This window comes from Vibrio sp. L85, assembly GCF_963871815.1.
Lineage (GTDB): Bacteria > Pseudomonadota > Gammaproteobacteria > Enterobacterales > Vibrionaceae > Vibrio > Vibrio harveyi.
This window is the reverse complement of sequence record NZ_CAWMYL010000192.1, coordinates 1-22,826: the sequence shown is the minus strand read 5'-3', so window position 1 is coordinate 22,826 and position 22,826 is coordinate 1. Positions and strand designations below refer to the sequence as shown.

The following is a 22,826-nucleotide window of genomic DNA, read 5'->3' as shown; positions in this document are numbered from 1 at the left end:
CGCTCAGTGGATGAGTGGTCGAATAGAGAAGCGAGTGGTCGATATAAAGATTAAGTGGTTTTATCGTTTGCTTAGTGGCAGCACGATGGGTTAAGTGGTTCTATTCACCACTGAGTGGCTGTGATTAAGGGTAAGTGGTTACCTTAAGAGTTAAGTGGTGAAATCGACAGATAAGCGGCACATCACGGGCTTTAGTGGTAAGCTTGTTTGGAAAACAACTAGTTAAGGAAGAATCATGAAAAAGGCAACGTTAGGTTTGGCGCTGGCTTTATTGGCAGGCTGTGCGGCGACCACGGAAGAATTAGCGCAATCTGGTGATTGGTATCAGATCGGTTATCAAGATGGCATTGCAGGGCATACTTCTCGTACGGTGAAAGAACTCAATCAACTCGGTAATGCTAAGCAAGGTGACTACGACCAAGGTTATCTCGAAGGGGTGACGGAATACTGTAATCCTGATTTCGCTTACCAGATGGGATTGTCTGGTCAGTACTATGAAGGTGTATGCGAAGGCACACCACAAGCGCAGAAGTTTCGAATGGAATGGCAACGCGGTTGGAACGAATACAGTAACTAGTTCTGTTTCATAATCAAGACAGCAATTTGCCCTGTTAATCTTCTGACATTTGAATTTTATCGCTTTGATGTACTGATATGATTAGATTCAATCAGAAGTGAAATAGAAGCATGAAAAAAGTCTTTTTGGTCGTATTAGCACTGTTCCCTTTGACCGTTGGCGCAACCAATGTATTGAAAGAGTCGATCAAGATGAAGCGAAAGTATGACCATGACAAGCATCATATAACCAACACCATCAATCACACTAAGCGTAATATCAAAGAGATCACCGATGGCACTTATGTGGAGAACCAGGTTAAGCGCAAGGTAAACAATACCACTAGCAAGTACACCAATAAGGTCGACCGTGTGAAAAATATGACGAATCCTGATCAAATCAAGCGCAAAGCGAATGACAAGCTTAACCAAGAATTTGATGAGTGGCTATATGAAGACTGATTCTTGATATCAGAATAAGAAAGGAGACCTTGAGGTCTCCTTTTTGTTTTTCTTGTGTTGGTCAATCTGGTTAACCATCTCACCCGTCATTTTGGCTGGTGACTTTCAACGGCTTTACGTAAGAAGCCATCTTGATGATGCAGATGCGCACGAGCTGAATCGATATCAAGATCGGTCAGGATCATCAAGATCGCCAGTTTTACTTCATAGTCTGTTTGCTTAAGTACTTCGGTTGCTTGTTCTTTGCTGCAATCGGTCGCTTGCATAACGATGCGTGCGGCGCGCGCTACCAGTTTGTTGTTGGTCGCTTTCACGTCGACCATCAGGTTTTGATAACTCTTACCTAAACGGATCATGCTCGCTGTGGTCAGCATATTCAGAACCAGCTTCTGCGCGGTTCCTGATTTTAAACGTGTTGAACCGGTTAAAGCTTCAGGACCTACGACAGGACAAATGGCGATGCTAGCGATCTCTGCAATTGGTGAGTCTGGGTTACAAGACAGTGCCACTGTCGTCGCACCTATCTCGTTGGCGTACTCTAAACCACCAATCACGTAAGGTGTGCGTCCACTAGCGGCGATGCCGACCACGACATCATGATGAGTGAACTCGATGTCTTTCAAATCTTGTTCACCTAAAATTGGAGAGTCTTCTGCGCCTTCTTTCGCTTTGAGGATGGCTTCTGGACCACCTGCAATCAAGCCAACCACCATCTTGTCAGACACACCAAATGTTGGTGGGCATTCTGATGCATCAAGCACCCCTAAACGACCACTGGTGCCTGCGCCCATGTAAACCAAACGACCGCCTACCTTAAATGCATCGGTGATTTTATCTACCGCGAGGGCGATCTCCGGCAACGCTTTCTCAACGGCAAGTGGAACGAGTTTGTCTTGTTGATTAAGACGCTGAACAATATCCAGAGATGGTAATAAGTCGATGTCCATCGTATCTGGGTTGCGACCTTCTGAAACAAGGTGAGCGAGAGCGGCAATAAGCGCGTCATTTGTCATAGTGATTTAAGCCTTTTGAATACTGAATTCGTTTCATCTTTAAGCTGTATTTAGAACAACTCATTTAGTTTTAGGATAGAGCACACCGAGTGAAGCAAGACGACTTGCCCCTGTCACTTCTGGCAAGTTGCTTGGCAATCCATGAACGTGGCGCTGTGCAAGCCAAGCAAAAGCCATGGCTTCCATATAGTCTCCGTCGACACCCTTGTCGTTGGTTGTTGCGACTTGCCACTGAGGGAGAAGGGCTGCCAAACGTTGCATCAATAGTGGGTTTCTTGCTCCACCACCACACACTAAAAGCTGAGGCTTTTGACCATGAGTGAACTTTTCCACTTCGGCAGCAATGGTCATTGCCGAGTATTCGCAAAGTGTGCGTTGCACATCTTGTACAGAGACACGGTGATCCGTTAGCTGTTGATGTAACCAATCGATATTGAACAGTTCTCGCCCTGTGCTTTTAGGCGGTGGCATCGCAAGATAAGGAGCCTCCAACAGTTGAGCCAGTAAAGCTGCATTGATCTTACCTTGCAGAGCAAATTGGGCGTCTTTGTCGAAGCCTTGTCCAGTATTCTGCTCACACCATGCGTCCATCAACATATTACCTGGACCGGTGTCATAACCAATCACCGGCTGTTCGGGATGTAATACAGAGATATTGGCAATACCACCGATGTTAAGCACTACCGTTGTGGAGTCTTGCATCGCAAAGATACTTTTGTGAAACGCAGGAACAAGTGGTGCACCTTGTCCACCTAGCGCCATGTCTTTGCGTCGAAAATCTGCCACGGTATCAATACCGGTTTTGACCGCAATGATGTTGGCATCACCCAGTTGAGTAGTGAAGGGCAGATCGCCAGTTGGCTGGTGGAAAACGGTTTGACCATGATTGCCAATGGCTCGGACTTGCTCAGCGGAATAGCCAGATTTATTCAGTAGTTGTAATACGGCATCGGCAAACAAATGCCCGAGTTGGTGGTCCAGTTCGCCAAGTGCTTTCAGGTTAGTGTCTTGTCCTGTGCAAATCGACAGAAGCATTTGTTTAATGTGAGGCGGCATTGGGTAATCATCGTGCGCAATTAGGCAAACATGGTCATTTTCAATTTCTACCAGTGCCGTATCCACACCGTCCATGCTGGTTCCAGACATTACGCCAATGTACAGATTGTTAAGATTCACAGCCGATTCCGTCAATTCTTCGATTCACTTATTGTAAAGCAATTCTGAAGCGAATAACCTCATCGAATACGAGATATTCAGCCGATTTTGAGGAGAAACAATGGGACCGTTATGGGTTGATGTTGCAGGCTACGAACTGACTGCAGAAGACAGAGAAATTTTGGAACATCCAACGGTTGGTGGTTTGATTTTATTTACACGTAACTACCACGACAGCAAGCAGCTTCAAGCTCTTACCCAGTCTATCCGTAAAGCGGCGAAACGTCCGATTTTGATTGGTGTTGACCAAGAGGGCGGGCGCGTTCAGCGTTTCCGTGAAGGTTTCTCTCTCATTCCAGCGGCTGACGAATATGCCAAGCACCAAAATAGTGAGGAACTGGCACGCATGGGTGGTTGGTTGATGGCTGCAGAGCTGATAGCTCATGACATTGACCTAAGCTTCGCGCCTGTGCTGGATAAAGGTCATCAGTGTAAAGCGATCGGCAGTCGAGCTTTTGGTGAGGATATGGACACAATTTTGCGTCACAGTTCTGCTTACATGCATGGCATGAAGAGTGTCGGTATGGCAACAACGGGTAAGCACTTTCCTGGTCATGGCGGTGTGATTGCTGATTCACATCTAGAGACTCCGTACGATGAGCGCAGTGATATCTTTGAGCAAGATATGGCTATTTTCAAAGCGCAAATCGATTCCGGCATCTTAGATGCGATGATGCCTGCTCATGTCATTTTCCCCAATTATGATGATCAACCTGCAAGTGGTTCAGAGTACTGGTTAAAACAAATCTTGCGCCAACAACTTGGTTTTAAAGGTTTGATCTTCTCTGATGACTTGACCATGGAAGGTGCCGCAATTATGGGTGGTCCTGCCCAGCGAGGCATACAGGCATTAAAAGCAGGTTGTGACATGCTATTAGTTTGTAACAAGCGCGATGCACAAGAGGAAGTACTCGATAACCTGCCAATTACTTCCGTTCCTCTTGCTGATGCCTTGCTGAAAAAACAAAACTTTACACTAAGCGAGTTAAAATTGTCTCAAGAGTGGAAAGACGCTACTGAAGCCATGAAGCGATTGATTGGTTAGCCATGTAAACCTTGAGTATTGGTTTACTTGGGGGATACGTAAACTGTCGAAAACACCTATTTTAAGCCGAAGTGCCCTGCATTTCGGCTTTTTCTTTGTGTGTAAATTTAAATTTACACTGAATGTTTTTTATTGTGTACGCTTGTATTTCTTTTTTAGCCTGTTATCTTGTCGATAAAGCTTAGTTGGCTCACCAAGGAATTGGTTGAGTGTAAACAAAAATATACAGGTCGAAGTTATGCAAAGAAGTGAATTGAGCAACATCAACATCAGCGAAGAACAAGTACTGATCACGCCTGAGGAGCTAAAAGTTAAGCTTCCTTTGAGTGAAAAGGCACGTCGTTTCATTCAAGAGTCTCGTCAAACCATCGCTGACATCATTCACAAGAAAGATCATCGTCTGCTTGTTGTATGTGGACCATGTTCTATTCATGACGTAGAGGCAGCGAAGGACTACGCTAAGCGCCTAAAAGCCCTTTCAGAACAACTAAGCGACCAACTGTATATTGTAATGCGTGTTTACTTTGAAAAACCTCGAACCACGGTTGGTTGGAAAGGTTTGATCAATGACCCACACCTAGATGGTAGCTTCGACATTGAACATGGTTTGCATGTTGGTCGTGAACTGCTGGTTGAATTGGCAGAGATGGAAATCCCGCTAGCAACAGAAGCTCTTGATCCAATCAGCCCACAATACCTTGCGGATACTTTTAGCTGGGCGGCGATCGGTGCTCGTACAACGGAGTCACAAACTCACCGCGAGATGGCAAGTGGTCTTTCTATGCCTATTGGTTTTAAGAATGGTACGGATGGTAGCTTGGCAACTGCTGTTAACGCGATGCAAGCGGCTTCTTCTAGTCATCGTTTCATGGGAATTAACCGTGAAGGCCAAGTGGCACTGCTAACGACACAAGGCAACCCAAATGGTCATGTCATTTTACGTGGAGGTAAGCAAACCAACTACGATTCAGTATCAGTGACTGAATGTGAGCAAGAGATGGCGAAGTCTGGTCTCGATGCTTCGCTGATGGTGGACTGTAGCCATGCGAACTCGCGTAAAGATTACCGTCGTCAACCATTGGTCGCAGAAGATGTGATTCATCAAATCCGTGAAGGAAACAAGTCAATCATTGGCTTGATGATTGAGAGCCATATCAATGAAGGTAATCAATCTTCTGACCTGCCACTCGAAGAGATGAAATACGGCGTATCGATCACCGACGCATGTATCAATTGGGATTCAACTGAGGCACTATTACGTCATGCACACGAAGAGCTGGTGCCTTTCTTAGAGAATCGTCTAAAAGGCTAACAACACGGGATTTAAGGAACATCAATGGCAGTTGAACTTAACGCATTACGCGATCAGATTGATGCAGTCGACAAGCAAATGTTGGAGCTATTAGCTCAGCGTTTGGCTCTAGTAGAGAAAGTAGGGGAAGTAAAAAGCGAACACGGTTTGCCAATTTATGCCCCAGATCGTGAGGCGGCAATGCTGGCATCACGACGAGCTGAAGCTGAAAAAATGGGGATCCCTCCACAACTGATTGAAGACATTCTTCGTCGAACAATGCGTGAGTCTTATGCCAGCGAGAAAGATTCCGGTTTTAAGTGTTTGAACCCAGAATTGCGCTCAGTGGTTATTATTGGTGGTAATGGTCAGTTAGGTGGTCTGTTTGGTCGAATGTTTAAGCTGTCTGGTTACCAAGTTAAAGTGCTGGGCAGTAAAGACTGGGATCATGCAGACGACATCTTGGAAGATGCTGGGCTGGTGGTGGTTACTGTTCCGATTCACCTGACAGAAGGTGTGATTGAAAAGCTAGGCAACCTACCAAAAGACTGCATTCTTTGTGACCTGACTTCCATCAAGTCTAAGCCATTGCAAGCAATGTTGAATGTGCACCAAGGTCCGGTTGTTGGTTTACACCCTATGTTTGGTCCAGATGTGCCAAGCTTAGCGAAACAGGTAATTGTGTACTGTGATGGTCGTGGTAACGAACAATACCAATGGCTATTGCAACAATTTGGGATTTGGGGCGCAAGCCTGTGCCAAATTGATGCGCAAGAGCACGATCATGGCATGACATTGATTCAGGCGCTGCGCCACTTCACTTCGTTTGCTTACGGTATGCACCTAAGTAAAGAGAATCCAAACATTGAACAGTTGTTAAAGTTGAGCTCGCCAATTTACCGCTTGGAGTTAGCGATGGTAGGGCGTTTGTTTGGTCAAGATCCAAACCTCTACGGTGACATTATTCTTTCGTCGCAAGAGAACATCGATATGATTAAGCGATTCCACCAACGTTTTGGTGAGGCGCTGAGCATTTTGGATAGCAAAGACAAAGCAGAATTTGTTGAAAGCTTTGAACAAGTCAGTGATTGGTTTGGTGAGTACTCTCAACAATTTATGAACGAGAGTCAGAATCTGCTAAAACAAGCGAATGACAATATCCATCGTGGATAAACACCGACTTGATAGATAAAATGAGCAGCCCTGAGGCTGCTCATTTTATATGTGAAGTGAAGAAAAGGAGCGCAAAACCTTAGTTGGTTGCGGTTCCTGTCTTATCTTCGCTTGATACGGTGCTGATGCTAGTATCACGGTAAGGTGAGTTAGTCAGATTGATTTGCAGACGAACGACATTATCAATCAATTGAACCAATGGTCCCCATTTCACCTTTTTCTCTTTCTCGAATGCGTAGTTGAAGTTTTCTGGTGTCCAATCCATCAGATATTGAGGGTTCAACGCACGACCTAAGAAGCGCACCTCATAATGTAAGTGTGGTCCAGTTGAGTTGCCTGAATTACCACATTGTGCAATCACATCACCTTTACTTACGAACTGACCACTTTTCACTTTAAAACGGTTTAAGTGGGCAAAAGAGCTCGAGAAACCAAAAGAGTGACGCAGAGTTAGGTAGTTGCCGTAACCTCTGTTACTTGGTCGTACTGTCTCCACAACCCCATCGGCTGGAGCCAGGATCTCTTCACCGCGTTTGCAGGTGAGATCGATACCGGTGTGAACATGACGTTTACCAGAAATAGGGTTAATACGACTGCCATATGAAGATGAAATACGTTGGTAGGTCATCGGGCTGTCGTTAGGTATCAAGCGAAACATGGTGGCTCTGACCGCTGAGTCTATCGCAGCTGCATCGATCCGCTCTTCTAACGCGAGATTGCTTTCTTCACCTATTAACTCTTCATCTGCCAAGCCGAGTACGGATTCAACATCAAATACGCGCTTCCCGAGAAGTTGTATTTGGTTATTTTTGTCCGTCAGAGACTGAGATAATGAATGGTTGGTGTCCAACTGCTCTTCGTACAATGCAGTGATTTGTGCTTTCTCGCTCTCAAGCTTTGCGATGGTCTGGTTTAATGTTTGTGCGTCATGAACCTGTTTTTGGTTCATATACCAAGCGCCACCAATGACAGCCGGTAGCGCAATGACCGATGCGCAAATGGTTAGGATCGAAAGGCGACCCAAATGAAATTGCTGATTCCCATCTTTGGTTGGGATCTGCATGATGATTTTTCTAGACATGATTATTGTTACTAAAGCAGGCGTTCAGTTTATTCTTCCCCTAAATCCGAAAGGTGTTCTAACTCTCGATTTAGGAGCTCGTTATTGCCTACATTCAATTCTATGAATCGTTTTAATTGGCTAATACTGTCGATGTCTATGTTGCTGATCTTTAGCCGAACTTCATTGTCTGCAATTGAAATGACGTCAGCATTTAATCGCATGGTTTGCTCTGATTGAATAAACGAAAAACCGACTTCTACGGGCTGTAATAAATTCAGTTTTTTTGCATCTTCAGCTTTTAATAACAAGCCATGTAAAGAAAGGTCTTGAATGGTAGCTGGTATTACCAAATCTCTCTGTTCAATTAAGGCTGGTACTTGGTAGATGATGCGTGAAAAGCGTCGTCTTTCCGTCATAGAGCTTTCTCGTAAAGTGTCAAACAATGGCAAGACTATACCAAATAGAACAAAAAATGTTCGATTTTTGTGTTTGAAATGTCGAAAATGCTACAGAGTTATGCTGGCTAAAGGTTAGGCTCTTTACATGCTACAAGGGCATTTGAGCTATTTATGCAACACATACAACAAAGGTCGCTATGATAGCGACCTTTGTACGAATTACAAGCAAAGGTGAGATGTAAGGTGAAATACCGCACATCAACCTGCGGTCGAAATTACTTCGATACGCGCTTGTATTTGATACGGTGTGGCTCAGCCGCTTCAGGACCAAGCGTCTTCTTCAGCCATTCCATGTACTCGTTATAGTTACCTTCGTAGAAGTTAACTTGACCTTCATCGCGGTAGTCGATGATGTGTGTCGCGATACGGTCTAGGAACCAGCGGTCGTGCGAGATAACCATTGCACAGCCAGGGAACTCTAGTAGAGCTTCTTCTAGCGCACGTAGTGTTTCAACGTCAAGGTCGTTGGTTGGCTCATCGAGTAATAGTACGTTACCGCCAGCTTTAAGAAGCTTAGCAAGGTGTACACGGTTACGCTCACCACCAGACAGTTCGCCGATAATCTTCTGTTGATCTGAACCTTTGAAGTTGAAGCGAGAACAGTAAGCACGTGCAGGAATTTCGAAGTTGTTGATCTTGATGATATCAGCGCCTTCAGAAATTTCTTGGAATACGGTGTTCTTGTCGTTCATTGAGTCGCGGAACTGCTCAACAGACGCTAGCTTCACGGTTTCACCTAGCTCAATCGTACCTGAATCAGGCTGTTCTGTGCCGCTTAGCATCTTGAATAGGGTCGATTTACCAGCACCGTTGGCACCGATAATACCTACGATTGCACCCTTAGGCATGCTGAATGATAGGTCATCAATAAGAACGCGACCGTCGAATGATTTCGTCAGGTTGTTCACTTCGATAACTTTATCACCTAGACGCTCACCTGGTGGGATGAACAGCTCGTTGGTTTCGTTACGTTTTTGGTGGTCAGTGTTTTGCAGCTCTTCAAAGCGCGCCATACGTGCTTTAGACTTCGCTTGACGACCTTTAGGGTTTTGACGAACCCATTCAAGTTCTTTCTCAATGGTCTTTTGACGAGCTTTTTCTTGAGATGCTTCTTGTTGTAGACGTGCATCTTTTTGCTCTAGCCAAGACGTGTAGTTACCTTCCCATGGAATACCTTCACCACGGTCAAGTTCTAGGATCCAACCCGCAGCGTTATCTAGGAAGTAACGGTCGTGGGTAATCGCAACTACAGTGCCTGTGTAATCAACTAGGAAGCGCTCTAGCCATGCAACAGACTCAGCATCCAAGTGGTTGGTTGGTTCGTCTAGTAGTAGCATGTCTGGCTTCTCTAGAAGAAGACGACAGATAGCAACACGGCGACGTTCACCACCAGATAGGTTTGCAATCTTTTGATCCCACTCAGGTAGACGAAGTGCATCAGCCGCACGCTCTAGCGCGTTGTCTAGGTTATGACCGTCTTTCGCTTGAATTAGCGCTTCTAGTTCGCCTTGCTCTTTTGCAAGTGCATCGAAGTCTGCGTCTGGTTCTGCATACGCAGCATATACCGCATCCAAACGCTTCAGCGCGTCTGCAACATCAGATACCGCTTCTTCAACCACTTCACGAACGGTTTTTGATTCGTCTAGTACTGGCTCCTGAGGTAGGTAACCTACGTTTAGACCAGGTTGTGGACGTGCTTCACCATCGATATCAGTATCGATGCCCGCCATGATACGTAGCAGAGTTGATTTACCCGCACCGTTCAGACCTAGAACACCGATTTTTGCACCTGGGAAGAAGCTTAGAGAGATGTCTTTAAGAATTTGACGCTTAGGTGGCACGATTTTGCTCACCCGCGACATGGTATATACGTATTCAGCCATTGCCGATCGTTCCTAAATTAACTGTCATTCAAAGCGTCTATTTTATACCAACTCCTTGAGTTTTGTTACCGCATTGCAAGAAATTCGCCGCTCATGTGATTTCTTCTTCATTGCTGACCGGAAACTCACAACTTTAGGGTATACACTTTTCTTGTTCATCCTTAATTCAATGTGCTGCGATTCATCAGGAAGAATGGATTGTTGGGAATCTATTTGTCTTTAAGGGTTCTAAAGTTTCACGAGTACAACATTTATTACATCAAGTCGCTTTACAATGAGAACTTAATACGGTGTAAATAGATGCATATGCTTTATGACTTACTACGCTTTGTATTCTTCATTAGTAAGGCATGGAGTGATAAACGTCTGAGGAAAATGACGCACATGAGATTCAACGTATCTGAATTGGCTAAAAGAGTATGTTATGCAGCCGCTTTATGTGCGGTTAGCGTATCAGCAAACGCTGCGCTGAGTTTAGAAAAGCAGCGCCAGGTCTATGAACAAGCTCAAGACCTATTAGATAAGAATGACATTGATGGTTACTTATCTATCCGTTCAAAAATCGCCAACTATCCACTGACTCCTTATGTGGATTATCGGGTGTTTCTGAGGCAATTATCGAGTAAGTCTCCACAACAGGTAGACGAATTTATTAAAGACCATGAGGCTTTTCCATTCTCACGTCGAATTCGTGCCCCTTACTTAGATAACCTTTATCGTCAGAAAGATTGGAAAACCATTACTGAGTTTCAGAGAGTGGAACCAAGTGGTGAGCGCTATCAATGTATTTTTTACGTCGCCCAATTAAATCAAGGCAAACAAGTGGCTGCGTTCAAAGGTGCAGAACACATGTGGTTGCGTGGCAGCAGCATTGCAGATGAGTGTGACCCATTATTCTCTGCGTGGGATAAAGCGGGTGAGCGCTCTGATGAACTTATCTTACAACGCATGTTGCTGGCGTTTGATGCGCGTAACGGTGGTTTATTGAGTTACCTACAAAAACTGCCTAAATCAAGCAAGGCGCAGCAGCAAGCCAAAGCGATGAAGGCACTGTTTGATAAACCAGAAACGGTCGCTGCATTTGCTAAGAAACAACCTGCTAATGATTTCAACCGTGCTCAAAGTGAATTCGCGTTAGAAAAACTAGCGCGTAAGGATACAAAAAAGGCGCAAGACGCTTACGCAATCGTTGTGAAAGGACAGAAGTTTTCACCAGAGAAAGCACAAGCATTAGCTGACTATATTGCGATTCGTTTGATTCGTACCGAGTCAGATTCGTTGGCTCAATGGCGTGATGATAAGACGAGATCGAGTAAGAATTTACCCTTGATTGAAAGCCGCATTCGTTTATCGATTCAAAATGGTGATTGGAAAGGGGTACAGAAGTGGATTGCAGTTTTAAATGAAAAAGAACAAGCGACGCTTCGGTGGCAATACTGGTTAGGACGCAGTGAGATGGCGTTGGGTGATAAAGTCGCGGGCAAACAGCGCTTGGCTAAATTGGCGGGTCAACGGAATTTTTATAGTGTTGCTGCAGCGAATGCGATTGGTCAGTCGATTAAGTATCCATCGAGTACCGTGAAGCTCGATAAAAAGGTGGTTCAACCTTACCAAAAATCGTTAGTGCGAATTGAAGAGTTGATTGAAACCGACAAAATTGCTGCTGCCAAAAGTGAATGGGCACATTTGTTGCGTCGTGTTGGTAAAGAAGAGAAAAAGATGTTGGCGGCTTATGCTGCTTCTAAACGTTGGCATAATTTAACGGTAACAGCGAGTATTCAAGCTAAAATGTGGGACAACATACCTCTGCGTTTTCCTGTCGCTCACCGCTGGTGGTTTAATTTCTATGCCGAGAAACATAACATCGATCCTATTACTATGATGTCTTTGGCTCGACAAGAAAGTGCACTGGACTCTGAGGCTCGCTCACCCGTTGGCGCTCGTGGCTTGATGCAAATTATGCCTGCAACCGCGAAGTACACTGCTCGTAAATATAAGCTTAAATACCAAGGCACGGAAGACTTGTACAATGTAGGTAAGAATATTGAAATCGGTAGTCATTACTTACAAGGGTTAATGGAGGATTACGATAATAATCGTATTTTTGCGCTCGCCGCTTATAATGCAGGACCTAACCGAGTAAAAACGTGGCGAGAGCGAACCCAAGGAAAAGTGGACGCTTATTCCTTTATTGAAGCGATTCCGTTTAAAGAGACTCGCGGTTATGTGCAGAACATTTTGATGTTTGAAACGTATTACCGTGACCTTTTAGGTGTCGATGGTGCGTTCTTGACCCCAAATGAGATCAATACCAAGTATTGAGTGAGGTAACTTGATGTCACACGAACCTGAGTACAAAGACTGGCAGCAGATTGTTGAATTGATCCGCTCAAGTGTGGATAACCAGCAACATGAGATGTTGTTGACCATGCTAATGACACCGGATGAGAGAGAATCACTCACCGCACGTGTGAACATTCTGAATGAATTGCTGAAAGGTGAGCTTTCTCAACGTCAAATCAGTCAAATGCTGGGGGTTGGCATAGCAACGATCACTCGCGGCTCAAATGAGTTGAAGTCAAAGTCGGAAGTCGATAAGGACAAACTCAAGACGTTGCTCGAGCAAGGTGCTCAGTAAGGTCGTTTGAGTTTCTATATCATAGACAGTAAAAAGGGCGGAAAAACCGCCCTTTTTAATACGTGTATTATTTAGCCATGAGTCTAAAAGCGGTTATAAATTCGCAGGGAAGTGCTCGGGATTCGTAAATGGAATCAACGCCAGAATCAAAGCTTGATGATACACCGAGCTACGAGTCAGTTGGTTTTGAGTTAGCAACCCAATTGCACCACCTTTCTGTTTGATGTTGTCGGTACCAAACACTTCATCCATCACATCACCAAGTTCATTGGCATGTTTAAGCTTCTGTAGTACTTCTGGTGGCAACATCAAGCTTGCAGAGCGAGATTCCCCGCGATGCGTATCAGATTCAACCACCATCCAAGCAAATGTGACTTTCCCTTCAATACCTGCTTCTAAACCGACATAGAAATCGGCATTCGTTATTTCGGCTTTAGCGTTACGAACGCGATTCAGAGCTCCGAGATGTGTTTCATCATTTGTCATTGGTTGATCTGCGACTTCACTTGGAACGCTGACCCCAATGAATTCAAACTTCTGCTCAGGGAAAGCGCTGTGAAAAGCACTCTCTACGGCTTTGATTTTCGCTGGGTTAAGTGATGCGATAACGACTTTTTGGCCTGCCATGATCTTTTTACCTACGGATGTCTTTTAGCTCAGTTTAACTTGAGTCGGTTTCACATTCTCACTTGGATAACAGCCTAGTACTTTCAGGTGCTTAGTGATTTTAGTTAGCTCATCAATTGCCTGTTGCATTTCGTTCGAACCAAGATGAGATTCAAGGTCAACGTAGAACATTTCTTCCCATGGGTTACCCATGATTGGACGTGATTCTAGTTTGGTCATATTGATGCCGTAACGTTGAAGTACCAATAGCGTTTGAACCAGTGAGCCTGCTTCTTGAGAAGTCGACATGATCAGTGTGGTTTTTGCAGGGATCTGTGTCGATACTTCTACTGGTTTACGCGCAACTACGATAAAGCGTGTGTGGTTTTCGGTTTGGTTTGCGATATTGCCCTGAATCGCTTGTAGACCATAAAGCTTACCGCTTGAAGCATTACCGATTGCCGCTACATCATCACGATTGAGCTCTTGCACTTTTTGCATCGCATCTGCAGTACTTGCACAAGATTCTAGTTTCACGCCTTTCATGCGACTCAGGAACTCGCTGCATTGTTGGTGTGGTTGTGGATGAGAGTAAAGCGTTTTGATGTTCTCAAGACGAATGTCTTTGGTTGCCACCAAGCAATGTTCAATTGGTTGAGTCAGTTCACCAACGATGTACAGCGTTGTGTGTTGCAGTAGGTCGTAGACTTCATTGATCGAGCCTGAACTGGTGTTTTCAATTGGCAGCACACCATAATCAGCATGACCTGATTCGACCGTTTGAGTCACTTCTTTGAAGTGTTCACAGTTGAGTTCAATTAACTCTGTGTTCTTGCGGCTGAAGTATTCGCGACTTGCAAGGTGTGAGTAAGAGCCTTTCGCACCAAGAAAAGCAACACGAGCAAGTGGCTTACGGCTTTGCTGTGGGTTAACAAGGTTTTGTAGGTAGCTTTGTTGAAGAAGGACCGAGTCTTCAATGATGGTATGGAAAAGTTTGGTGATGTACTGAGCGTCGAGTTCGTATTTATCACGACCATTGGTGATCAGTTTTACTAGAAGCTGTTGTTCACGGACGGCATCACGAACAGGTTTCGAAGTTTGAACTTTGCTTTTAGCGACTTCAATGCTGAGCTTACGGCGTTCGGACAGCAGGCTTAATAACTCGTCATCGAGTTCATTCAAACGTAAACGAATTTCTTCCAGGGAAATAGGTTGGTCAGTCATCAATTCTTTCCTTATAAAAAAAGCCCCCCGATTTGGGAGGCTTTCTGTTTGTTTTTGACTTTTCTTTCACAAACGAGTTAGCCCCTCCAACTATGGAAGGAAAAAGAAGTCAAAAAGAAACAGGTTAGTTGAGTGCATAAATAGTGCTTAATTTGTGAGTGTTTAAACACAATAAGCAAGCAGGCGGGGAGCGTCAAGCAAAAAAATAGCGCCTTTCGGCGCTACTTCCTCAATCTGGACGTTTTACTCTTCTTCTTCCACTAGCTCAGGCTTATTCGCACGTCGAGCTTCAGGTTTGTGGGTCAGCTTATTCAGTTGTCGTTCTAGTTTTTGCTCCACTTCATTAATAGCTGCGTAAAGATCTTCGTGAGTTGCTGAGGCGATTAGCTGGCCTTTAGGAACTTTAATAACGGCTTCGAATTTCTTCTGTTTGTTTGGTTCCTCGCTGAATGTTGCTTGGCATCCAATGATGTCTACTTGCCATTTCTCCAGCTTTTTAAATTTGCTCTCAATATGAGCGCGGATTGCAGAGGTGATTTCGATGTTTTTACCAGTAATGTTCATTGTCATAAATGTTTTTCCTCTGTTTCATCCCTCATGGGTTGAGTTCAGATTACCGCTTTGAGGAGAAAAAAATGTGATATAGATCGCTTTTTTGGGTGGGTTTTTCGAGATGAAAAATGAATGTGATCTCACTCAAGAACTGCTGAGATTTATGTGAAAATTGCTTGTTATCGGATTCGAAATCATTAGATTGGATAGAGTACTGAGCTGAAAACTAACCCGTTTTTAGGGGAGTTATACGGCCTGTAATTCTAGTTAGTTAAAAATTAACCAGATCAAAGATGTGAATCAGATCACTCTTAAAGTGCACAATAAGTTAGATTCAAAAACGCCGCTCAACAAATGAGCGGCGTTTTTGGTTTCTAGCTAGTGTGTTTTCAATTGAGGCGTTTGGCTGACGCTGCGCAATGGCGTCATAAAGACAGGGTCATCAGGCACAAGCAGAACATTATCGAGAGTTTTTGCTAGGTCGAGACTTTCTAACTGTTTGTAGATCACGTAGTAGCGGTTCACATTCGTTACGTACCTGATGGTTTCCCCTAAGCTTCTACGTGTTACGACCTCCACATTATTGAACCATACATTCGGATCGTAACCTTGCTGAGCGGCACGTTTACGCATTCTCTCAATGTTTCCAGGTCCAGCATTGTATGCAGCTAACGTTAAGTAGAGCTTGTTCTCTTTAGTTATGTTGCTATCACTGAAGTAATACCGGCGAAGAAACGCTAAGTATTTCACCCCTGCATGAACGTTGTTCTCTAGATTACGGACATTCTTAATGTTCACATTAGGGTCACTCGCCGTACTCGGTAAGATTTGCATAATACCAACGGCACCACGGCTTGATACTAGACTGTTATCGAACCCTGATTCCTGATAGGCCACCGCTGCGATGAGGAGGTAGTCAAAGTCGTACTTCTCCCCATACTTAGCAAACAGTGATGAGAGCTTTTCAAGCTGAGCAATCTTTTTGGGGTTCAGTGCTTTGTTGAGCCAATTGGTGTTATCGATGTATTTTCCATAAATGACGTTGCCCAGTAGTGTTCCTGACTTGGAAGTTTGGATGAACTTGTTGACCGCTTTTCTTAGCTCCGGGCTGTTATGGCGCATGGCCCAACCAATTTCACCCCCTTCTCTAATCGGAATCTTGGTGTGTGCTCGGATGTCATCCATAAAGTTCATCCACAGCTTGGCTTTGTGGCTATCAAGTACGATAGCTTTGATATAGCCATTGTTTAGCATTCCTACCAGTTCATAGTCTTGCAGCGTCTCTTCAATAAAGTGCACCACCACTGGTGGTAAGCCTTTCTTATTAAGCTGTTTGTTTAATACCTGAATGCTCTCGAAATAACTTGAACTGGCACGAACCCAAATTTCTTTGCCACTCAGTTGTTCAATCTTCGTCATTGCTGGTGTTTTTTTGTTAGTGATGACCCATTCTTCAATCCCGGTAATAGCAGGATCGCTAAAATCGACCAGCTTCTTGCGTGCATCGGTAATGGTGAGATTGGCAACTACTAAATCCCCTAAACCTTGCTCAAGAGAAGGTAGCAACTCATCGCGTGAAACTGGGATAATTTGAATGTTGAGTTTTGGTTTGAGCTTACGGAGCTCTTTTTCGAAATGAGCCAATAGTTCTGCACCAATGCCTTTTGGTTCTCCACCTTCTATGTAATAGAAACCAAGGTCGGCAGACACTAATACGCGTAAAACATTTTTCTCTTTAATGACATCCAGATCCCCCGTGTAAGGTGGTTGTCTAAGAGGGGAGAGCTCAAGAGAAAAGCTCGATGCCGAGAGTAGAAGCAGCAATCCTATCCATAACTTTGATAATGTCACGTTCACATCCATGTTGATGGTGAAGGAGAACTTTAAGCATAAGTAGCGCTCAAAAAATCATCAAGTTAGCGGGTGGAGCAAAAATAAGAAGGGAAAACAAAACCGCCACAGTTTGAGCTGTGGCGGTTGAGGATTAGTTTGCTGGGTTTAGCTTGATAAGCTCTTCCGTTCTGGCAACGGCGTCATCCAGTTTCAACTGTTTGTAAGCTTCTAGTTGAATCTCAAGCGACTTGCGAGCTGCTTCTGTATCAGGGAAAGTCTTTTGAAGCTCTTGAGAACGGTTAATCGCCGCAATCCAAGCTTCACGACGCAAGTAGAAATCTGCTGTCGCAAGATCGTAGTTTGCAAGACGGTTCTTCAGCGCCACCATGCGTTTCTGTGAATCTTCCGCGTATGGGCTGTTCGGGTAACGCTCTAGCAGTTTTTTGAAATCATCAAATGCTTTCTTAACGGGCTCTGGGTCACGGTCACTGCGATCAACGTTAAATAGGTCATGCATAAAGTTACGATCTTGTGCCATGTGGCTCAAACCACGCATGTACAATACCCAGTCCATTTTTTCATGAGTCGGGTTCAAACGCATAAAGCGAGAAATAGTTGCTAGACCGAGTGCTAGGTCGTCGTTTTTGTAGTACGCGTAGATAAGGTCAAGTTGTACCTGCTCAGAGTAGGCACCAAACGGGTAACGCGAATCCAAAGCTTCTAATTTCTCGATGGCAGAAAGCCAGTTACCGCTTTGCAGAGAAGTTTGCGCGTCTGCATACAGTTCAGAAGGTGGCACATCAGGAACGATTTCTTCTTTGCTTGCACAGCCAAACAGAAGGGATACCGCTAAAAGGCCTGTTAAAGTCTGATGTTTCATATCAGGAGTCTGTTCCTTGAATCTAAATATTTCTTAAGCTGCCGTTACTTTCTTTCCAGTAACAGATACAATGACGTAATAGTCTATTTTTCCACAGTCGTGAGCATTAGTCTCACAGTTTTTAAAAAAGTTCGATATGGCTCAGCAGATTGTTTTAACCAACACCGTAAAAGATAGCCAGTTAGGTCAACGTTTAGACCAAGCTATCGCCGAATTGTTCGCGGACTTCTCTCGTTCTCGCTTGAAAGAGTGGTTGCTTGACGGGAAGGTACAAGTGAATGGTGAAGTTGTCACTAAACCTCGCACCAAAGTAATGGGTGGTGAGGAAATTACCTTGCAAGCCGAGCTGGAAGATGAAGAACGCTGGGAAGCACAAGATATCCCGCTAGATATCGTCTACGAAGATGAAGATATCATCGTAATCAACAAGCCTCGTGATTTTGTTGTACACCCAGGTGCGGGTACTCCAGACGGCACAGTACTAAACGCATTGCTGCATCACTACCCAGACATCGCCGAAGTACCTCGTGCAGGTATCGTACACCGTCTAGATAAAGACACCACTGGTCTGATGGTGGTTGCGAAAACTGTTCCGGCACAAACTCGTCTGGTTCGCGCTTTGCAAAAACGTAACATCACCCGTGAGTACGAAGCGATTGCAATCGGTCGTATGACGGCGGGTGGTAAAGTGGATCAGCCAATTGGCCGTCACTCGACTAAGCGTACGCTAATGGCAGTTGCGCCTCTGGGTAAACCGGCGGTAACGCATTACCGTGTTGCAGAGCATTTCCGTGAACACACACGTATCCGTCTTCGTCTAGAAACCGGTCGCACGCACCAAATCCGTGTTCATATGTCTTACCTACAGCATCCGCTACTCGGTGATACTGCTTATGGCGGTCGTGCTCGTATCCCAACAGGTGCATCGGAAGAGCTAACAGCCATGATTCGTGGTTTTGATCGTCAAGCATTGCACGCGGTAATGCTACGTTTCGAACATCCTATCACTGGTGAAGAGCTAGAGTTCCACGCTCCAGTTCCTGATGACATGGTAGAGATGACAGAAGCGCTGCGTAAAGATACAGAAGAGTTCGGTCTACCTGACGAGTTCTAATATGAAGACGATTGTTCCCAATTGGTCCGCGCCGAAAAATGTTAAAGCTTTCGCCTCTACAAGAGTCGGAGGCTTTTCGACTTCGCCATATCAAGGGTTGAACCTTGGTACGCATGTTGGGGATGATGCGTCTATAGTAGAGAAGAACCGTAATTGGTTGGCGCAACAAGCGAATATGCCAAATGCGCCAATTTGGTTGAATCAAACTCACTCTACTGTGGTAGCTCAAGTAAGCACACCAACAACACAAGTACTTGACGCTGATGGTGTGTTTACTTCTTCAAATAATATTGTCTGTTCTGCGATGACTGCAGATTGTTTACCTGTTCTATTAACCAATACACAGGGCAGCCAATTGGCAGCCGTGCATGCTGGTTGGCGCGGTTTAGCAAATGGTATTGTTGAAAATGCACTAGCGCTATTTTCTGGTGAAGTAATAGCGTGGCTTGGTCCTGCAATTGGACCTCAAGCATTTGAAGTGGGTGAGGATGTCTTACAATCCTTTTTAGATTTTGACTCTCAAGCGCATCAAGCATTTACACCTCGTAATGTTGAAGGTAAGTGGCTGGCTGATATGTCCAAGCTTGCAACTCAACGTCTTAACAAAGCTGGAGTCACTCAAGTATTTGATTCCGGATTGTGCACTTTCCAAAATAGAGAAGATTTTTACTCATATCGTCGTGATGGTGTGACGGGTAGACAAGCGACTTTTATTTGGATCGAGGACTAACCACTACAACCCAAAAGTACAAAGATGCATAGCTTCATTTTTGCAAAGCTATCTTTATTAATTCTCTCCCTTGAAATTCCCTCTGTGCGTATCCATCTTTCTAACTGTCAAAAGAATTTTCTTCAGTTGAGGTTAGGAAGGAAGATATGCGTCTTGATAGATTCACAAGTAAGTTTCAAATCGCTATCTCTGATGCTCAGTCACTAGCGTTAGGGCGCGATCATCAATATATCGAACCAGTGCACCTAATGGTGGCATTGCTTGATCAGAACGGTAGCCCAATTCGTCCACTGCTAACAATGTTAGATGTCGACGTGACTCATCTACGCTCTAAATTGAGCGAAATGTTAGATCGACTGCCTAAAGTCAGTGGCATCGGTGGTGATGTTCAGCTGTCTAGCTCTATGGGTACGCTTTTCAATTTGTGTGACAAAGTGGCTCAAAAGCGTCAGGACTCCTACATTTCCTCCGAAGTCTTCTTGCTTGCAGCATTAGAAGACCGTGGTCCACTTGGTCAGTTATTGAAAGAGATGGGCTTGACCGAGCAAAAAGTGAGTCAAGCGATTGAAAAGATCAGAGGTGGCCAAAAGGTTAATGACCCGAATGCGGAAGAACTTCGACAAGCGTTGGAAAAGTTCACCATAGACCTTACTGAACGTGCAGAGCAGGGTAAGTTGGATCCGGTTATTGGTCGTGATGACGAAATTCGTCGTACCATCCAAGTATTGCAACGCCGTACTAAAAACAACCCTGTAATCATTGGTGAACCAGGTGTTGGTAAAACAGCAATCGTAGAAGGTTTGGCTCAGCGCATCATTAATAATGAAGTTCCAGAGGGGCTACGTGGTCGCCGAGTGCTTTCATTAGATATGGGCGCACTTGTTGCGGGCGCGAAGTACCGTGGTGAATTTGAAGAGCGCTTGAAGTCGGTATTGAATGAACTAGCCAAAGAAGAAGGCAACGTCATTCTGTTTATTGATGAGCTTCATACTATGGTTGGTGCAGGTAAAGGTGAAGGCTCTATGGATGCCGGTAACATGCTAAAACCAGCGCTGGCTCGTGGTGAACTTCATTGTGTGGGCGCTACAACACTAGATGAATACCGTCAGTATATAGAGAAAGATGCTGCGCTTGAGCGTCGTTTCCAAAAAGTGCTGGTGGATGAGCCAAGTGTTGAGGATACCATTGCAATTCTGCGTGGTTTAAAAGAACGCTATGAGCTTCACCATCACGTAGAAATTACAGATCCGGCGATTGTTGCGGCGGCTAGCTTGTCGCATCGTTATGTTTCTGATCGTCAACTACCCGACAAAGCGATCGATTTAATTGATGAAGCCGCTTCTAGTATTCGTCTACAAATTGACTCTAAACCAGAGTCGCTAGACAAACTTGAGCGCAAAATCATTCAACTGAAAATCGAACAGCAAGCGCTGAGCAACGAGCATGATGAAGCGAGTGAAAAACGTTTGGATGTGCTTAACGATGAGTTGAACGAGAAAGAGCGTGAGTATGCAGAGCTTGAAGAAGTGTGGAATGCTGAAAAAGCAGCGCTATCAGGTACGCAACATATTAAAGGTGAGTTAGAACAAGCTCGTATGGATATGGACTTTGCTCGTCGTGCTGGTGACTTAAACCGTATGTCTGAGCTGCAGTATGGACGTATTCCTGAATTAGAAAAGCAATTAGACCTAGCAACTCAAGCAGAAATGCAAGAGATGACGCTACTGCGTAATAAGGTTACTGACAATGAAATTGCAGAAGTGCTTTCTAAGCAGACGGGTATTCCTGTTTCAAAAATGCTTGAAGCAGAAAAAGAGAAATTACTCCGTATGGAAGATGTTCTGCATAAACGTGTCATTGGTCAGGCTGAAGCGGTTGAGGTGGTATCGAATGCTATCCGTCGTAGCCGAGCTGGTTTATCCGATCCAAATAAACCAATTGGTTCCTTCTTATTCTTAGGTCCAACAGGCGTAGGTAAAACAGAGCTGTGTAAGACACTCGCTAGCTTCATGTTTGATAGTGAAGATGCCATGGTACGTATCGATATGTCAGAGTTCATGGAGAAACACTCTGTGGCAAGGCTGGTTGGTGCGCCTCCGGGTTATGTCGGCTATGAAGAGGGGGGCTACTTAACTGAAGCGGTTCGTCGTAAACCTTATTCCGTCATCTTATTAGATGAAGTAGAAAAGGCTCACCCTGATGTGTTCAATATTCTACTGCAAGTATTAGATGACGGACGCTTAACTGACGGACAAGGTCGTACGGTGGATTTCCGTAACACGGTCGTCATTATGACATCGAACCTAGGTTCGGCTCGTATTCAAGAGAACTTTGCTACTCTGGATTACCAAGGAATCAAGAATGAGGTGATGGATGTTGTAAGCAAACACTTCCGTCCGGAGTTCTTAAACCGTGTTGATGAAAGTGTCGTCTTCCACCCACTAGGTCAAGAACACATTAAATCTATTGCGTCTATTCAACTAGAACGTTTGGCTAAACGTTTAGAAGAAAAAGGCTACCAATTTGAGGTATCTGATAAAGCCCTCGATTTGATCGCCCAAGTTGGCTTCGACCCAGTATATGGTGCACGACCTTTAAAACGTGCAATTCAACAGAATGTAGAAAACCCATTAGCGAAGTCGATTTTGGCTGGAGAGATATTACCAGACAAGAAAGTACAGCTGATTGTTAGCAATGACCAAATCATTGCTCATCAATAATTGCATTGATGCACTGAAAAGTGGGATAAAGTTCAAACTTTAGGGGGCTATAGCCCCCTTTTTAATACACTTTTATTGAGTTTTGTTTGTTTTCTATACGAACGAACTAAAAAGCCAAGTTTTTTTGAAAAATAGGCTTGTGTTCCTTAGGGAACTCCCTATAATGCGCCTCCGTTGTCACGGGAAAGCAAGCTAAGCGAAACCGAGATGACAAGGCCAGTGAGTTAGAAGTTAACTCACAGAGAAATAACTTAAAAAAGTGTTTGACACGGCAAGTTATCTCGCTAAAATGACCGTCCACTTTGAAGAGAACTTCAAAGTCTGCTCTTTAAAAATAAGAACCTATCAATCTGTGTGGGCACTCGTTGATG

20 protein-coding genes and 1 other annotated feature are annotated in these 22,826 nt (G+C 44.5%); of the genes, 10 read left to right on the top strand and 10 right to left on the bottom strand.

Going from position 1 to position 22,826, the window contains the following annotated elements; genetic code table 11:
* Positions 1-235 precede the first annotated feature (235 nt).
* Together AACR11_RS19955 and AACR11_RS19950 are read left to right on the top strand one after the other, a co-directional pair.
* Complete coding sequence (locus AACR11_RS19955; protein ID WP_005425322.1) at positions 236-577, top strand: DUF2799 domain-containing protein; 342 nt, start codon at positions 236-238, stop codon at positions 575-577.
* Between the two features lie 110 nt (positions 578-687).
* Positions 688-1,017 carry a hypothetical protein gene (locus AACR11_RS19950; protein WP_005447939.1) on the top strand — a complete coding sequence of 110 codons (330 nt, stop codon included), beginning with the start codon at positions 688-690 and terminating at the stop codon, positions 1,015-1,017.
* Between the two features lie 86 nt (positions 1,018-1,103).
* On the opposite strand, the gene murQ is transcribed toward AACR11_RS19950, so the two are convergent.
* Together murQ and AACR11_RS19940 are read right to left on the bottom strand one after the other, a co-directional pair.
* On the bottom strand, positions 1,104-2,030 hold the full coding sequence (gene murQ, locus AACR11_RS19945; protein WP_005447940.1) for an N-acetylmuramic acid 6-phosphate etherase: 927 nt from the start codon (positions 2,028-2,030) through the stop codon (positions 1,104-1,106).
* A 60-nt stretch (positions 2,031-2,090) separates the two neighbouring features.
* Positions 2,091-3,206, bottom strand: coding sequence for an anhydro-N-acetylmuramic acid kinase (locus tag AACR11_RS19940; protein WP_029789805.1), 1,116 nt, complete (start codon positions 3,204-3,206; stop codon positions 2,091-2,093).
* Between the two features lie 100 nt (positions 3,207-3,306).
* Between AACR11_RS19940 and nagZ the strand changes: the two genes are divergently transcribed.
* From nagZ to tyrA, 3 genes are all read left to right on the top strand, one after another.
* Positions 3,307-4,290: a beta-N-acetylhexosaminidase gene (gene nagZ, locus AACR11_RS19935; RefSeq protein WP_029789806.1), complete on the top strand. Its 984-nt coding sequence runs from the start codon at positions 3,307-3,309 to the stop codon at positions 4,288-4,290.
* Between the two features lie 238 nt (positions 4,291-4,528).
* On the top strand, positions 4,529-5,602 hold the full coding sequence (locus tag AACR11_RS19930; protein ID WP_005447945.1) for a 3-deoxy-7-phosphoheptulonate synthase: 1,074 nt from the start codon (positions 4,529-4,531) through the stop codon (positions 5,600-5,602).
* Positions 5,603-5,626: 24 nt separating this feature from the next.
* Complete coding sequence (gene tyrA / locus AACR11_RS19925; protein ID WP_005447947.1) at positions 5,627-6,754, top strand: bifunctional chorismate mutase/prephenate dehydrogenase; 1,128 nt, start codon at positions 5,627-5,629, stop codon at positions 6,752-6,754.
* Positions 6,755-6,833: 79 nt separating this feature from the next.
* On the opposite strand, the gene AACR11_RS19920 is transcribed toward tyrA, so the two are convergent.
* From AACR11_RS19920 to ettA, 3 genes are all read right to left on the bottom strand, one after another.
* The gene (locus AACR11_RS19920; RefSeq protein ID WP_009699373.1) at positions 6,834-7,835 is read right to left on the bottom strand and encodes a M23 family metallopeptidase; all 1,002 of its coding nucleotides are present in this window, start codon (positions 7,833-7,835) and stop codon (positions 6,834-6,836) included.
* A gap of 29 nt (positions 7,836-7,864) precedes the next feature.
* A complete protein-coding gene (locus tag AACR11_RS19915) occupies positions 7,865-8,233 on the bottom strand; it encodes a PilZ domain-containing protein (RefSeq protein ID WP_009697646.1) in 369 nt (122 codons plus the stop codon).
* 257 nt (positions 8,234-8,490) lie between these two features.
* On the bottom strand, positions 8,491-10,158 hold the full coding sequence (gene ettA, locus AACR11_RS19910) for an energy-dependent translational throttle protein EttA (RefSeq protein ID WP_005447952.1): 1,668 nt from the start codon (positions 10,156-10,158) through the stop codon (positions 8,491-8,493).
* A 375-nt stretch (positions 10,159-10,533) separates the two neighbouring features.
* Here ettA and sltY point away from each other — a divergent pair, with 375 nt between their 5' ends.
* A complete protein-coding gene (sltY, locus tag AACR11_RS19905) occupies positions 10,534-12,480 on the top strand; it encodes a murein transglycosylase (RefSeq protein ID WP_005447953.1) in 1,947 nt (648 codons plus the stop codon).
* 13 nt (positions 12,481-12,493) lie between these two features.
* The gene (gene trpR, locus AACR11_RS19900) at positions 12,494-12,796 is read left to right on the top strand and encodes a trp operon repressor (RefSeq protein WP_005447954.1); all 303 of its coding nucleotides are present in this window, start codon (positions 12,494-12,496) and stop codon (positions 12,794-12,796) included.
* Between the two features lie 93 nt (positions 12,797-12,889).
* Here the strand turns inward: trpR and yjjX are convergent, their stop codons facing one another.
* The 5 genes from yjjX to AACR11_RS19875 all read right to left on the bottom strand — a co-directional run bounded on the left by yjjX (position 12,890) and on the right by AACR11_RS19875 (position 17,891).
* Positions 12,890-13,423: an inosine/xanthosine triphosphatase gene (gene yjjX, locus AACR11_RS19895; RefSeq protein WP_049534745.1), complete on the bottom strand. Its 534-nt coding sequence runs from the start codon at positions 13,421-13,423 to the stop codon at positions 12,890-12,892.
* Positions 13,424-13,447: 24 nt separating this feature from the next.
* The gene (gene pheA, locus AACR11_RS19890) at positions 13,448-14,626 is read right to left on the bottom strand and encodes a prephenate dehydratase (RefSeq protein ID WP_005447956.1); all 1,179 of its coding nucleotides are present in this window, start codon (positions 14,624-14,626) and stop codon (positions 13,448-13,450) included.
* Positions 14,627-14,639: 13 nt separating this feature from the next.
* Positions 14,640-14,761, bottom strand: a sequence feature (Phe leader region).
* 108 nt (positions 14,762-14,869) lie between these two features.
* A complete protein-coding gene (gene hpf / locus AACR11_RS19885) occupies positions 14,870-15,196 on the bottom strand; it encodes a ribosome hibernation-promoting factor, HPF/YfiA family (protein WP_005447957.1) in 327 nt (108 codons plus the stop codon).
* Positions 15,197-15,556: 360 nt separating this feature from the next.
* Positions 15,557-17,041 (bottom strand): lytic transglycosylase F, encoded by a 1,485-nt coding sequence (locus tag AACR11_RS19880; RefSeq protein ID WP_009697650.1) that lies wholly within the window; start codon positions 17,039-17,041, stop codon positions 15,557-15,559.
* A gap of 121 nt (positions 17,042-17,162) precedes the next feature.
* On the bottom strand, positions 17,163-17,891 hold the full coding sequence (locus tag AACR11_RS19875; RefSeq protein WP_005447960.1) for an outer membrane protein assembly factor BamD: 729 nt from the start codon (positions 17,889-17,891) through the stop codon (positions 17,163-17,165).
* A gap of 136 nt (positions 17,892-18,027) precedes the next feature.
* On the opposite strand from AACR11_RS19875, the gene rluD reads away from it, so the two are divergent.
* From rluD to clpB, 3 genes are all read left to right on the top strand, one after another.
* On the top strand, positions 18,028-19,005 hold the full coding sequence (gene rluD / locus AACR11_RS19870; RefSeq protein ID WP_005447961.1) for a 23S rRNA pseudouridine(1911/1915/1917) synthase RluD: 978 nt from the start codon (positions 18,028-18,030) through the stop codon (positions 19,003-19,005).
* Between the two features lies 1 nt (position 19,006).
* Positions 19,007-19,735 carry a peptidoglycan editing factor PgeF gene (gene pgeF, locus AACR11_RS19865; RefSeq protein WP_079325062.1) on the top strand — a complete coding sequence of 243 codons (729 nt, stop codon included), beginning with the start codon at positions 19,007-19,009 and terminating at the stop codon, positions 19,733-19,735.
* A gap of 146 nt (positions 19,736-19,881) precedes the next feature.
* Positions 19,882-22,455, top strand: coding sequence for an ATP-dependent chaperone ClpB (clpB, locus tag AACR11_RS19860; RefSeq protein ID WP_005447963.1), 2,574 nt, complete (start codon positions 19,882-19,884; stop codon positions 22,453-22,455).
* Positions 22,456-22,826: the final 371 nt, after the last annotated feature.